This window comes from Streptomyces sp. NPDC001868, assembly GCF_040297125.1.
Classification (GTDB): domain Bacteria; phylum Actinomycetota; class Actinomycetes; order Streptomycetales; family Streptomycetaceae; genus Streptomyces.
Window position 1 is genome coordinate 1 of sequence record NZ_JBEOYO010000041.1, and the last position, 13,300, is coordinate 13,300.

General features: G+C 72.4%; 9 protein-coding genes, 3 tRNA genes and 1 pseudogene. 5 read left to right on the plus strand and 8 right to left on the minus strand.

Annotated features, from left to right (window positions below):
- The 5 genes and pseudogenes from ABT147_RS34135 to ABT147_RS34155 form a co-directional block, all read left to right on the plus strand.
- Positions 1–792 (plus strand): annotated as a pseudogene (locus tag ABT147_RS34135) (DNA polymerase III subunit gamma and tau); the annotation flags it as partial.
- 448 nt (positions 793–1,240) lie between these two features.
- Positions 1,241–2,494 carry a phosphoribosylamine--glycine ligase gene (purD, locus tag ABT147_RS34140; RefSeq protein ID WP_351413489.1) on the plus strand — a complete coding sequence of 418 codons (1,254 nt, stop codon included), beginning with the start codon at positions 1,241–1,243 and terminating at the stop codon, positions 2,492–2,494.
- A gap of 498 nt (positions 2,495–2,992) precedes the next feature.
- On the plus strand, positions 2,993–5,233 hold the full coding sequence (locus ABT147_RS34145; RefSeq protein ID WP_351413584.1) for a hypothetical protein: 2,241 nt from the start codon (positions 2,993–2,995) through the stop codon (positions 5,231–5,233).
- 374 nt (positions 5,234–5,607) lie between these two features.
- On the plus strand, positions 5,608–7,119 hold the full coding sequence (locus ABT147_RS34150; protein ID WP_351413491.1) for a N,N-dimethylformamidase beta subunit family domain-containing protein: 1,512 nt from the start codon (positions 5,608–5,610) through the stop codon (positions 7,117–7,119).
- A gap of 97 nt (positions 7,120–7,216) precedes the next feature.
- On the plus strand, positions 7,217–8,116 hold the full coding sequence (locus ABT147_RS34155) for a phosphoribosylaminoimidazolesuccinocarboxamide synthase (protein ID WP_351413493.1): 900 nt from the start codon (positions 7,217–7,219) through the stop codon (positions 8,114–8,116).
- A 57-nt stretch (positions 8,117–8,173) separates the two neighbouring features.
- Here the strand turns inward: ABT147_RS34155 and ABT147_RS34160 are convergent.
- The 8 genes from ABT147_RS34160 to ABT147_RS34195 all read right to left on the minus strand — a co-directional run bounded on the left by ABT147_RS34160 (position 8,174) and on the right by ABT147_RS34195 (position 12,999).
- Positions 8,174–8,246, minus strand: a tRNA-Gly gene (locus ABT147_RS34160).
- 23 nt (positions 8,247–8,269) lie between these two features.
- Positions 8,270–8,905, minus strand: coding sequence for a response regulator (locus ABT147_RS34165; RefSeq protein WP_351413495.1), 636 nt, complete (start codon positions 8,903–8,905; stop codon positions 8,270–8,272).
- A complete protein-coding gene (locus tag ABT147_RS34170; RefSeq protein ID WP_351413497.1) occupies positions 8,902–10,275 on the minus strand; it encodes a sensor histidine kinase in 1,374 nt (457 codons plus the stop codon). Before ABT147_RS34170 ends, ABT147_RS34165 begins: the two co-directional genes overlap by 4 nt.
- Positions 10,276–10,288: 13 nt before the next feature.
- Positions 10,289–11,032 (minus strand): ABC transporter permease, encoded by a 744-nt coding sequence (locus ABT147_RS34175; protein ID WP_351413586.1) that lies wholly within the window; start codon positions 11,030–11,032, stop codon positions 10,289–10,291.
- A gap of 134 nt (positions 11,033–11,166) precedes the next feature.
- On the minus strand, positions 11,167–12,150 hold the full coding sequence (locus tag ABT147_RS34180; RefSeq protein WP_351413499.1) for an ABC transporter ATP-binding protein: 984 nt from the start codon (positions 12,148–12,150) through the stop codon (positions 11,167–11,169).
- Positions 12,151–12,299: 149 nt separating this feature from the next.
- Positions 12,300–12,372: transfer RNA gene (locus ABT147_RS34185), tRNA-Gly, on the minus strand.
- A 78-nt stretch (positions 12,373–12,450) separates the two neighbouring features.
- Positions 12,451–12,522: transfer RNA gene (locus tag ABT147_RS34190), tRNA-Gly, on the minus strand.
- A gap of 159 nt (positions 12,523–12,681) precedes the next feature.
- Complete coding sequence (locus ABT147_RS34195) at positions 12,682–12,999, minus strand: histone-like nucleoid-structuring protein Lsr2 (protein ID WP_351413501.1); 318 nt, start codon at positions 12,997–12,999, stop codon at positions 12,682–12,684.
- Between the last annotated feature and the right edge of the window lie 301 nt (positions 13,000–13,300).

Consider the following 13,300-nt stretch of genomic DNA (forward strand, 5'->3'; position numbering starts at 1 on the left):
GCCGCCCCCGCCGGTGGCGGCTCCGCTCCCGGGACCGCGCCCGCCCCCGGCCCGACCCCGGCCCCCGCCTCGGGCCCGCCCCCGGCGTACGCCCAGCCCGGCCCCCCGGCCGCGCCCCAGGCCCCCGCCGCCTACAACCCGGCCCCCGGCGGCCCCGACCCCCGCACGCTCTGGCCGAACATCCTGGAGACGGTCAAGAACCGCCGCCGCTTCACCTGGATCCTGCTCAGCCAGAACGCGCACGTGGCCGGCTTCGACGGCACCACCCTGCAGATCGGCTTCGTCAACGCGGGCGCCCGGGACAACTTCGCGAGCAGCGGCAGCGAGGACGTACTGAAGGCGGCCCTGGCCGAGCAGTTCAACGTGCACTGGAAGATCGAGGCGGTCATCGACACCTCGGGCGGCTCGGCCCCACCGGCCGCCCCCGGCGGTTACGGGTCCCCCGCGCCGGCCGCCGGTGGCTACGGAGGCGGTGGTTACGGCGGAGGCGGCACGGGCGGCGGCTACGGCGGCTCCCCGGCCCCCGCGTCACGTCCCGCCGCACCCCAGGCCTCGGCCCCGGCAGCCCCTCGCCCGGCGTCCCCGGGCCAGGCCGCGCCCCACCAGTCGGCCCCGGCGGCCCGGCCCGCCGCCCCCGCACCACCCCCGGCCCCCGAACCCCCGCCCGTCTCCCCCGAGGACGACACCCCTGAGGACGACGACCCCGACCTCGACGAGTCCGCCCTCTCCGGCCACGACCTGATCGTCCGAGAACTGGGGGCGACCGTGGTGGAGGAGATCGCGAACGAGTAGCGAGTCAGCCACGGCAGGAGAGGAAGGCCAGAAGCCCCGGGAGGCCAGAAGCCCTGGGAGGAGCAGAAGCCCAGGGAGCGCTGGATGGGCCCGGAGGCCCGCAAAGCCCAGAGGCTCGGAGACCCACAAAGCCCGAAGGCCTGAAGGCTCGGAGGCCCAGGTGGGCCGGGCGGGCTGGAAGGACCGGGTGGGCCCGTAGGCCTGGATGGGCCCGGAGGCCTTAGCGGGCTGGGCGGGCCGATTGGACCGTCGGAAGGCTCGCGGCAGAGGACCCCCGGCCGGTCCGCCGCCGCAGGCAACCCCGGCTCCCCACCATCCCTCGCACGATCCCCCACCACCTCTTCGTACGATTCCCCGCCACCCCTTCGTACGATCCGACGAACCCCCACCGTCCCACTCCTCGGAAGCCCGCACAAAGCCCCCCGCCCCCTCCGGCTAGGCTGACCCCGTGAAGGTCCTCGTCATTGGTACCGGTGCTCGTGAGCACGCGCTCTGCCGTTCGCTGTCCCTCGATTCCGATGTCACCGCACTCCACTGCGCTCCCGGCAACGCGGGCATCGCGGAGGTGGCCGAACTGCACGCGGTCGACGCGCTGGACGGCGCCGCCGTGGCAGCGCTGGCCACCCGGCTGGAGGCCGACCTGGTGATCGTGGGGCCGGAGGCCCCGCTGGTCGCGGGTGTCGCCGACGCCGTGCGCGAGGCGGGCATCCCGGTGTTCGGCCCGTCCGGCGAGGCGGCCCAGCTGGAGGGCTCCAAGGCCTTCGCCAAGGAGGTCATGGCCGGGGCGGGCGTCCCCACCGCGCGGTCGTACGTCTGCACGACCGCCGAGGAGATCGACGAGGCCCTGGACGCGTTCGGCGCGCCGTACGTCGTGAAGGACGACGGGCTCGCGGCCGGCAAGGGCGTCGTCGTGACGGCGGACCTCGCCCAGGCCCGTGAGCACGCGCTCGCCTGCGGCCGGGTCGTCATCGAGGAGTTCCTCGACGGCCCCGAGGTCTCCCTCTTCGCCGTCACCGACGGCGTGACCGTCCTCCCGCTCCAGCCCGCGCAGGACTTCAAGCGCGCGCTCGACGGCGACGAGGGCCCCAACACCGGTGGCATGGGCGCGTACTCGCCGCTCCCCTGGGCCGACCCGAAGCTGGTCGACGAGGTGCTGCAGACCGTGCTGCAGCCGACGGTCGACGAGATGCGGCGCCGCGGCACCCCGTTCTCCGGCCTGCTCTACGCGGGCCTGGCGATCACCAGCCGAGGCGTACGGGTGATCGAGTTCAACGCCCGGTTCGGCGACCCGGAGACCCAGGTCGTCCTCGCCCGCCTCAAGACCCCGCTGGCCGGTGTCCTGCTGGCCGCCGCCAACGGCACCCTCGGCGACCTCGAACCCCTCCGCTGGAGCGCGGACGCGGCCGTCACCGTGGTCGTGGCCTCGCACAACTACCCGGGCACGCCGCGCACCGGCGACCCCATCACCGGCCTCGACGAGGTGGCCGCCGTGGACGCCCCGCACGCGTACGTCCTGCACGCCGGTACCCAGCGCGCCGGTGACGACGTCGTCAGCGCCGGTGGCCGCGTCCTCTCCGTCACGGCCACCGGCAAGGACCTCACCCAGGCCCGCGACCGCGCGTACACGGCCGTCGCCCGGATCGGCCTCGACGGCTCCCAGCACCGTTCGGACATCGCGGCGAAGGCGGCGGCCGAGGCATGACCGGCTGACGACCGGCGCTCCGCCCGTCCACGCCCGCCTGCTTCCGTCCACGCCCGGCCGCTTCCGTCCACGCCCGCCCTGACGCATTCCCACGCAACCGAACACATCCGCCCCCTTCGCGACATCCGCATGCGAAGCGCCATCAACGGGTACGAACCCCAGGCCCCGGAATCCCTCGGAGACCCCCAGGAACCCCTGGAGAATCCGTCGGAATCCGGGGCCCGATCCTTGCCCAGCGTCATTCACCTCTCCCCAAAGCCATTCCATCGAGTGAGCGATGGTCCATCCGGCTGACGGCGGCCGGGGCCCCAACTAGGGTGCGGCGCAAGCGTTCCGGCACTTGGCCCACCGGCATTGCGATGTCAGTGGTGGGTGCCACAGTGGGGGAGTGAGCAACGTCAGGGCATTCGGCGGCGACCACTGCGAAGAGCAGTCGTCGCAGGCGCCACGGAACGCGCCGCACGGGACAGCAGGGGGTGACGTCGGGTCGTGACCGGTATGGCAGGTGGTGAGGAGGCGGGCGCGCGGGCCGCGCGCTCGCGGGCCCTCGCCGTGCTGCGAATCCGCAGCAGGGCGCTGGCCGTGGCACTGCTGCCCGCGGCCGTCGCCGTCGTCCTGCTGGCCGGCGGCTGGACCGGCCATCTGACCGGGCCGGGCTGGTCCATGGCGAGCCGGGTCGTGTCCGGCCTCGCCGCCGTGGTGCTGCTCGCCGCCGCGGGCATCGCGCTCGTCGTCGCCCGAGCCCGGCCCGCCGTGAGCCCCACGGTCTCGATCACCGAGGCGGCCGCCCCCGATCTCTACCGCCTGGTCCGGGACCTGGCCGACCGCCTGGACGTCCCGGCCCCCTCCGCGATAGCGCTCACCCCGGACTGCGACAGCTGGCTGGAGGACCGCACCCACCCCTCCCACAACGCCCCCGCCCCGCACCGGCCCACCCCGTCCTCGTCCGACGGGGACGCGTCCGACGGCGCCGACGAGATGGCGGGTGTCCGCGAATCGTCGCCCGGCCGGCGGTCCCGGCTGCAGTCCGGCCCGGAGTCCGGCCTCACCTCTCCCCGCCGGCACCGCGCGCCCACCGCCCCGGTGCTCGTCATCGGCTCACCGTTCCTGTGGTGGATGCGGGTCGGTGAGCTACGAGCGGTGCTGGCACCGGTCGTCGCGGGTACGGGACCTTCGGCGCACCCGGACATAGCCGCGGCCCGCCGTTTCGTCCGGGGGCTGGACGCCGCCGTGGCCGTCACCTCGGCCCCGACGCACGGCCCGCTCGTGCGTACGGTGCTGGCCGGCGTCGGCTGGGTGACCCGGCTGCTGCTGCGCGGCTGCCGGGGGCACGCGGCCGAGATGGAGCGCGGGGTCGCCGCCGCTGCCGCCGAGCGTGCACAGGCTGTGGACTACGGTCTGCGGATCGTCGCCCAGGAGCAGGTCGGCCTGGCCTACGCCGGCTGGGACCGCCTCCTCACCCGGGTCGCGCTGCCCGCCTGGCGGATGGGCCGCTGGCCGTCCCGCCTGGACGCGGGTGTCGTCGCCGCGCTCACGGAGCTGTCCCGCCGCGACCGCCTCGCCGAGGGCTTCGCCTCCCGGCTCGGCGAGCGCCCCGCGTGCGACCTCCTCGAAGAGCCCGGCACGGTCGACGAGGCCGCGTCCCTCCTCGCCGCCCGCCTCTTCCACGGCGGGCCCGCCGAGTCGGGCCCCGACTGGTCCCCGGTCGACTGGCACGAGTACCCGGACGAGGTCGTCGACCGCAAATGGCGCACCGACGCCGCCCGCCTCCACCGCGTCCTCGACGCCCTGGGCGTCCGCCACACCGCCGGCGCCCCCACCACCGACCCGACCGGCCCGGCCCCCAGCGGCCCCACCCTGTCCCGCGTCCTGAGCCACCTGACCACCCAGCCGCCGACCCCGGACCCGGCCCCCGGAACCACCACCGGGCACGAGCCGCACCCGAGCCTCACCGAAGAGCACGAGCAGCACGAGCAGCACGAGCGGGGCCCCGGGCCCACCGCCGATCGCCGTCCGACCCCCGAAGCCCCTCACGCCACTGACCGCACCCCGTACCCCGAAGCCCCTCAAGCCGACGAGCACGCTCACCACCCCGCCCAGGAGCCGGACCCGCACCACATATCCCCGCGCGCCGACGGCGACCACGGCGCCGACCACGACGGTGCCGGCGGCGACCACGGCGGTCACGGCGGCGACCACGACTGTGCCAGCGGCGGCCACGACGGTGCCGACGGCGGTCACGGCGGCGGCCACGACGGTGACGGGGACGTCAACGTCGGCAGCGACGACGAACGCGATGGCGACGACGACGAACCCCGTCTCTCCAACCCCCGCTCCGCCGCTCTCGCCCTCGCTCTGACCACCGAGCTGGCCCGGGAGGAGGCCGCGGCCCCGGCCGCCGTACACACAACGGCCGGCGGAGCCGAGGCGCAGGGACCGGACCGGGCGCTGTGGGACGACGGGCTGCTGCCGCTGTTCCCGATGCAGCCGCCCCGCACGGGCCGTGAGCTGCTGACGGAGCACGTCGCCGCGATGGTGTGCTGCGCGGCCATGGACACGGCGGGCGCGACCCCGGGCCTGGACTGGCTGGACGGCCCCTCCCTCCTCGTCGACGGCGTACGGGCGGCCGACCTCGCCCCCCAGGTCCTGACCCTCGTCGAGGACGGCGACCCCGCCCCCCTCCGCGACTGGCTCCGCCGCCTCGGCGTCCGCCCGGAGAAACCGGTCCGCCTGGTCTGACCGCACCCCGACCACGGCCCCGCCCCACCCCTCCGGACCGGCCGGCCCCGACCCACTCGTCCCCCGGCCTACTCGTCCCCGGCCCCGGGCCCACCGGCCCTGACCAGCCACGACAACCCACGACAACCCACGACAACCCACGGCCACCCCGTCGACGATCACCACCGTCCACCACCACCAACCACCCACAACCGTCCCCTGACCCACCCCCACTCACCCGCCCGCCCAACTCCGCATCCGGACCTCACCGTTCCACTCTCGACAATTCGCGACGAACGGTGACGGAGCGCGTGCGTAATGTGATGTGCTGGGACCGATCGCGTACATAGCAAGGGCTTGCGACAGCTCACGGGGGACGAGGGAGGGGAGAGCGAATGGGCTCCGAGCAGCACCACATCCGCCGTTGGGAATCGGGCGCCCTCGCCCACGCCGTGACGGACCCCTTCGGCCAGGGCCCGGTCCCCTGGCTACGGGGCAATGTGACGTACTTCGACGACACGGGCCACGTGGTCCCCTGGTACGTGGAGCCGGGCCCGCCCGAGCCGACCACCCCGGCCAAAGGCACCCGTGCCCGCGTCCCCGCACCGCGCACCCCGCCGGGCCCCCGCTCCGCCGACGACGTGCACCGGCAGATCAAGGGCTTCACGGCGACCGGCGCCGCCGCCCCCGGCGAGTCCATCGACTTCCACATCACCGTGGACCCGCCCCAGGAATTCGGCGTCGACATCTATCGCATCGGCCACTACAGCGGCGACGGCGCGGCGAAGATCACCACCAGCCCCCGCCTCTCCGGCATCGTCCAGCCCCCACCCCTGACCGCCGACCGCACGGTCTCCTGCCACCACTGGTGGCTCTCCTGGCGGCTGCAGATCCCGAGCTACTGGAACGTCGGCGCGTACGTCGCCGTCCTGACCACGGCCGACGGCTACCGCTCCCACGTCCCGTTCACCATCCGCGACGACCGCCAGGCCGACCTGCTGCTCCTGCTCCCGGACATCACCTGGCAGGCGTACAACCTGTATCCGGAGGACGGCCGCACCGGCGCCAGCCTCTACCACGCCTGGGACGAGGAGGGCCGGCTGCTCGGCGAGTCCGACGCGGCGACGACCGTCTCCTTCGACCGCCCGTACGCCGGCGCGGGCCTCCCCCTCCATGTCGGGCACGCTTACGACTTCATCCGCTGGGCCGAGCGCTACGGCTACGACCTCGCCTACGCCGACGCCCGCGACCTGCACTCAGGCCGCGTCGACCCCACCCGCTACCGGGGGCTGGTCTTCCCGGGTCACGACGAGTACTGGTCGCCGCAGATGCGCCGCACCGCCGAGCTGGCCCGGGACGGCGGCACCTCGCTCGTCTTCCTCTCCTCCAACACCATGTACTGGCAGGTGGAGCTGAGCCCGTCCCCGTCCGGTGTCCCCGACCGCCTCCTCACCTGCCGAAAACGCCGGGGCCCCGGCAAACCCGCACTGTGGCGCGAAATCGACCGCCCCGAGCAGCAGTTGATGGGCATCCAGTACGAGGGCCGGGTCCCCGAACCCCACCCCCTGGTCGTGCGCAACGCCGACCACTGGCTCTGGGACGCGACCGGCGCCCATGAGAACGACGAGCTGGCGGGCATGGTCGCCGGCGAGGCCGACCGCTACTTCCCGCGCACCCCGCTCCCCGAGCACCAGGGCCGTATGCTCCTCGCCCACTCCCCGTACCGGGACAGCGACGACACCATCCGCCACCAGGAGACCTCCCTCTACCGAGCCCCCTCCGGCGCCTGGGTCTTCGCATCCGGGACGTTCGCCTGGTCCCCGGCCCTGGACCGTCCGGGCCACGTCGACACCCGTGTCCAGCGGGCCACAGCAAACCTCCTGGACCGCATCTGCAAACGCGACTGAGTCCCGTACGGCACTCCGTCGGCGCCACCCCTGGCCATGATCGGTCGCCCGCATACGGGAGAATCGAGCCACTTGGACATCACCACGGGGAGGAACCGTGTCCGGATTCGTAGAAAAGCCCGAGCCTGTTCAGGTTCCGGGCCTGGTGCATCTGCACACCGGCAAGGTGCGCGAGCTGTACCAGAACGAGGCGGGCGACCTCGTGATGGTCGCCAGCGACCGAACGTCCGCGTTCGACTGGGTGCTGCCGACGGAGATCCCCGACAAGGGGCGCGTCCTGACGCAGCTGTCCCTCTGGTGGTTCGACCAGCTCGCCGACCTGGCCCCGAACCACGTCCTGAGCACCGAGCTCCCGGCCGACGCCCCCGCCGACTGGGCGGGCCGCACCCTGATCTGCAAGTCCCTGCGGATGGTCCCGGTGGAGGCCGTGGCCCGCGGTTACCTCACCGGCTCGGGCCTGCTGGAGTACAACGACTCCCGTACGGTCTGCGGCCTCGCCCTCCCCGAGGGCCTGGTCGACGGCTCGGAGCTGCCGGCGCCGATCTTCACCCCGGCCACCAAGGCCGCCGTCGGCGAGCACGACGAGAACGTGTCGTACGAGGAGGTCGCCCGCCAGGTCGGCGCGGAGACCGCCGCCCAGCTGCGCCAGACGACCCTGGCCGTGTACGGCCGCGCCCGGGACATCGCCCGTGACCGGGGGATCATCCTGGCCGACACCAAGTTCGAGTTCGGCTACGAGGACGACACCCTCGTCATCGCCGACGAGGTGCTCACCCCGGACTCGTCCCGCTTCTGGCCGGCCGATCTGTGGGAGCCGGGCCGCGCCCAGCCGTCCTTCGACAAGCAGTTCGTCCGCGACTGGCTGACCTCGGACGCCTCCGGCTGGGACCGCAAGAGCGAGCAGCCCCCGCCGCCCCTGCCCGAGGAGATCGTCGCCGCCACCCGCGCCAAGTACGTGGAGGCGTACGAGCGCCTGACCGGCACGAGCTGGAGCTAGACACACGAAGAAGGCCCCGGTCCAGTGGACCGGGGCCTTCTTTCACACCATCTCAAGAGCGGACGACCAGGTTCGAACTGGCGACCTCAACCTTGGCAAGGTTGCGCTCTACCAACTGAGCTACGTCCGCGCTGCGCCGTGGCGCGAGGCCTACTATACCCAACCTCGCTCCCGTGCGAGACGCACCGCCGCGTGCCGGTTCTCCACCCCGAGCTTGGAGACGGCCGACGACAGATAGTTCCGGACAGTGCCCTGGGACAGCGCGGCCCGCTCGGCGATCTCCGCGACGGGCGCCCCGTCGGCGGCGAATTCGAGCACCTCGGCCTCCCGGGCGGTCAGCGGCGAGTCCCCGGAGGAGATCGCGTCGGCCGCCAACTCCGGGTCCACATAACGGTTCCCCGCGTGCACGGTCCGGATGATCTCCGCGAGCCGCTGCGCGCTGACGGTCTTGGGGACGAACCCGCGCACACCCGCCGCAAGCGCCCGCTTCAGATGACCCGGCCGACCATGACCGGTCACGATCAGAACCCGGCAGCCCGGCAGTTCGCCCCGCAGCGATGTGGCGACCCTCACACCGTCCGCGCCGGGCATCTGGAGGTCCAGCACGGCCACATCCGGCTCGTGCGCCCGTGCCATGGCCAGCGCCTCCGGCCCGCTCGCCGCCTGCGCGACCACCACGAGGTCGTCCTCCAACGCCAGCAACGCGGCCAGTGCCCCCCTGATCAGATGCTCGTCATCGGCGAGCAACAACCGCACGGGCCGCCCCGCGGCCTCCGGTACGGCGCTCATGACGCACTCCCTCGGCCGACCGCCGGGCCGACGGCAGCTGCCGCCGCTTTCCTCGAAGCCGAAGCCGAAGCCGAAGCCGATCCGGAAGCCGATCCCCATCCGGCCCCCGATCCCAGCGGCACCCGGGCCAGCACCCGGAACGCCTCCGCCCCCACCGGCCCGGCCTCCAGGGTCCCGTCCACGACCGCCAGCCGCTCCCGCAGCCCCGCGAGCCCGGACCCGGCGCCGACGGAACGATGCGCGTGCGCGCCCCCCACCGAACCCTCCCCGCCCCGGTCCCCGTCCCCGCTTCCGTCCCCGACGGCCCGTATCCCGTCGTTCTCCACGGTCAGCACCACCTGCCCCTCCGTCACCTTCAACACCACCGCGCACTGCGCGGCGTTGGCGTGCCGCAGCACGTTCGTCGTCCCTTCCCGCACCACCCAGGCGAGCGCGGACTGCACCTCGCCGGGCAGCCCGGCGGTGTCCGCCCCGTCGACCGAGCAGTCGATGCCGGCCGCCGCCAACACGCCCTGTGCGCCGGAGAGTTCGACCCCGAGGTCGGCCTCGCGGTACCCCCGTACGACATCCCGTACCTCGCGCTGCGACTCATGGGCGATCCGCTGGACCTCGATCATCTGCTCGACGGCCTCGGGCCGTTCCCGGCGGGCCAGCTGGACGGCCAGCTCGCTCTTCAGGGCGATGACCGCGAGATTGCGGCCGATCACATCGTGCAGATCGCGCCCGAACCGGAGCCGCTCCTCGGCCACGGCGAGCCGGGCGCGGGTCTCGCGGGCGTCGGCGAGTTCGTAGACGGCGTCGAGGAGCCAGACGGAGAAGACGGCCGTGAAGGCGAGGGCCCCACCGCTGATCAGCACGATCATCCCCGTGACCAGCGCGCCGGGCCCCGGTGTGCCCAGCAGGAGGACCAGGAGCGCGGAGCCCGTCGCGAAGCCGCCGACGATCGCCAGGACCCGCTTCCGGGCGCGGACGCCGAGCGTCACGTTACCGACGCCGAAGATCACCACGATGCCGAAGATGCCGGCGTTGTCGGAGACCTCCCCCTTCACCGCGTGGTCGGCGATCACGAAGGTGAGGACGGCGATCACCGCGGTGACGGCGGTGAGCACCCACAGCAGTCGTACGGGCTGGGCCCGCTGGCCGCGCGTCCAGTCGAGCGCCCGGGACGCGGTCACCGCACAGGCCCCGGCGTGCACACCCACCATGAGCAGCAGCAGCCAGCTGCCCGGCGCCGGCCCCACTTCGGCGAAGGCGGGCAGTCCGGCCGCGAAGAGCTCGATCGCCGCGAACATGTGGAACGACCACCGCGTGTACGCCTCCACCTTCGCCGGCGTGCTCTTCCCCCGCCACCACGTCCCCGGCCCCCGCATGGTTCAGCCCCCCTCATCGACGAGGTTCCCAGCGGAACCACCGCCGTACAGCAAACACCGCGAGCACGGTCCAGGCCAGCGCGGTGGCCATGGCACCCAGGGCCTCGTACGCGGACAGGTCGCCGGTCCAGCCGCCGCGCACCAGCGTGATCACGGGGCTGAGCGGCAGCAGTTCGAGGAAGGACGCCAGTCGGTCCGGCAGCACTTCGAGCGGCACGGTGATGCCCGACCCGAGCAGTGACACGAACATCAACGGCAGGCTGGTGATCTGCGCGCTCTCGGCGGTGCGGCTGAAGGTCGCGGTGAGCGCCGCCAGCGCCACGCACAGGACGACGCCCAGCAGCACCCCCAGCACGGCCAGGTGGGGCGCGGGCGGTGCCCCGACGTCCAGCAGGACCGTACAGCCGATCGCGAGGAGCAGGCACTGCGCGAGCCCGATGCCGACGGCGGGCAGCGCGGCCCCGACCAGGATCTCCGGGTCGCGCAGTTCACCGGTCCGCAGCCGCTTCAGGACGAGTTCCTCGCGGCGTACGACATAGACGTTGGTGAGGGCGGCGTAGACCGCGAAGAGCAGCGAGAAGCCGATGGCGGCGGACAGGATGACCGTCCCGACGCTCAGCCCCGCCTCGCCCAGGTCCATCTCGTCCGTGGCCGTCCGCACACTGAGCGGCAGCAGCAACGGCACGAACAAGGCCGTGAACAGCGTGGCCCGGCTCCGCCCCAGCAGCGTGAGCTCGGCGCGGGCGAGCGCGGCCATCCGACCCTTGAGGCTCGTACCGCCCGTACCGCCCGTACCGCCCGTACCGCCCGTACCGCGCGCACCACTCGCGCCACCGGTACGGCTCGTACTGGCCGTACCGTCCGTACGACCGCTGTGCTTGACGGGGGTGTTCATACGACCAGTTCCTCCTCGCGCGACTTCGCCGCAGTCTCCCGGGCGATCCGCAGGAACGCCTCCTCCAGCGACGCCGACCGGACCTCGAGGCGCCGCAGTTCGACCCGTGACCGCTCGGCCCACAGCAGCAGCCCGGTGGCCGCCCGCTGGAGTTCGTTCGTGCGCAGCACCACCACGCGGTCGGTCTCCTCGTGCCCGGTGACGCCCAGCTCGCCGAGCGGGGGCAGATCGCCCAGGAAGAACCCGGTGGGCAGTTCGAAGGAGATACGGGACGGCTGGGAGGCGGTCACCTCGGCCGGGGTGCCGGTTGCGGCGACGCTTCCCTCGTGGAGGATGGCCAGCCGGTCGGCCAGGTCCTCCGCCTCCTCCAGGTAGTGCGTGGTGAGCAGCACGGTCGTACCCCCGTCGCGCAACTCCCGTACCAGCTCCCACGTGTCCTGGCGGCCCTCCGCGTCGAGCCCGGTCGTCGGCTCGTCCAGGAAGAGGACCTCGGGCCGCCCGAGGAGCGCGAGCGCCAGGTCCAGGCGCCGCTTCTCACCCCCGGACAACTGCTTGACCCGTACGCCGGCCCGTCGCCCGAGCCCGACCATCTCCAGCGCCTCCCCGAGGGGCCGCGCGCCGCTGGTGCAGCCGGCCCACATCCGTACCGTCTCCGCGACGGTCAGCTCGGAGGGGAAGCCGCCCTCCTGCAGCATCACGCCGATCCGGGGGCGTACGGCCGCGCGCTCCTCGTGGGGGTCGTGCCCGAGGACCCGCACCCGGCCGCCGGACGGCGGTGCGAGTCCTTCCAGCAGTTCGACCGTCGATGTCTTGCCCGCGCCGTTGGTGCCCAGGAGGGCGAAGAGTTCTCCCCGGCCGACGGAGAAGGTGATTCCCCGTACGGCCTCGAAACCGCCCCCGTACACGCGCCGCAGGTCGGTGACCTCGATCACGTTCTCGTGATCGTGAGTGTTCACGTCCTCGTGCCCGTTCGTTTTCATGTCTTCAGCGTCTCGGCGGTACGGGCCTAAGAGCAGTGCGCGGTGTCATCACTCGACATGACAAATGTCAGACGCGGGATACGTTCGACAGGACGGTGGTGGGGACACGAAGAAGGCCCCGGTCCGATGGACCGGGGCCTTCTTTCACGAGCGGACGACCAGGTTCGAACTGGCGACCTCAACCTTGGCAAGGTTGCGCTCTACCAACTGAGCTACGTCCGCATTGCCTCCGACCGGCTCCCACCGATCGGCGCGTAGACCACTTTACCTGATCCACAGCAGTGGTTGGTAAGCGATCAGAGCGGGTGACAGGAATTGCACACTGCGCCTTCCCCCTGGAAGGGGGATGTTCTGCTACTGAACTACACCCGCGTGACTCCGGTGAGCCGGGCCTTTCGGCCTTGCCCCTCGGCGTGCTCCAGACTCTAGCCGATCTGCCGGGGGGCAACGCAAGTCGGTTGCCCCCGGGGTCCAAGTCGGCCGCCCCCGGGGCTCGCTGACGAACCCTGAGGACCGGCCGACGGGGCGGCGCTACTGCGCCTCGGCGAAGGCCTCGTAGACCCTCTTGGGGATCCGGCCGCGCGCGGGGACGTCCAGCTTGTTGGCCTGGGCCCAGGCGCGGACCGCCGACGGGTCCGGGGCGACCTGGGTCTGCTTGTACGCCTTGCCCGACCTCGACCGCTTGCGGCCGGCGTCCACGTAGGGCGCGAGCGCCTTACGCAGTTTCTTGGCATTGGCTTCGTTCAGGTCGATCTCGTACGACTTCCCGTCGAGTCCGAAGGCGATCGTCTCCGCCGCTTCCGAGCCGTCGATGTCGTCGGAGAGAGTGACCACGACACGCTGCGCCACGAATATCGGTCCCTTCGTGCGACATCTCTCCGTTGACGTGCCCTGACGTCAGGAAGATGTCGGCTGTCCGGCTGTTATTTGGGCAAAGTATCGGCTATTGCCAATTCATTTGTACAGTGCCCGGCATTGCAATGTGCAGACAGACTTAATCCGCCCGCGTGTCCCTCGCGCAATAGGGATCCGGGATCTTTCCCAGAAGTTTTCATGAGGGTGATCACCCGATACCTGATCGTGACCGCCGTCACCCGGATTTTCCGTGGATCCCTGTAGTTTCCTACGAATCTACTCGCGTAGAAATTTT

Coding starts and splice junctions, on each gene's coding strand:
- ABT147_RS34150 (WP_351413491.1), top strand. CDS start 5,608: ATGGGCTCCGAGCAGCACCACATCCGCCGTTGGGAATCGGGCGCCCTC.
- ABT147_RS34180 (WP_351413499.1), bottom strand. CDS start 12,150: ATGAAAACGAACGGGCACGAGGACGTGAACACTCACGATCACGAGAAC.
- ABT147_RS34170 (WP_351413497.1), bottom strand. CDS start 10,275: ATGCGGGGGCCGGGGACGTGGTGGCGGGGGAAGAGCACGCCGGCGAAG.
- ABT147_RS34165 (WP_351413495.1), bottom strand. CDS start 8,905: ATGAGCGCCGTACCGGAGGCCGCGGGGCGGCCCGTGCGGTTGTTGCTC.
- ABT147_RS34145 (WP_351413584.1), top strand. CDS start 2,993: ATGGCAGGTGGTGAGGAGGCGGGCGCGCGGGCCGCGCGCTCGCGGGCC.
- ABT147_RS34175 (WP_351413586.1), bottom strand. CDS start 11,032: ATGGCCGCGCTCGCCCGCGCCGAGCTCACGCTGCTGGGGCGGAGCCGG.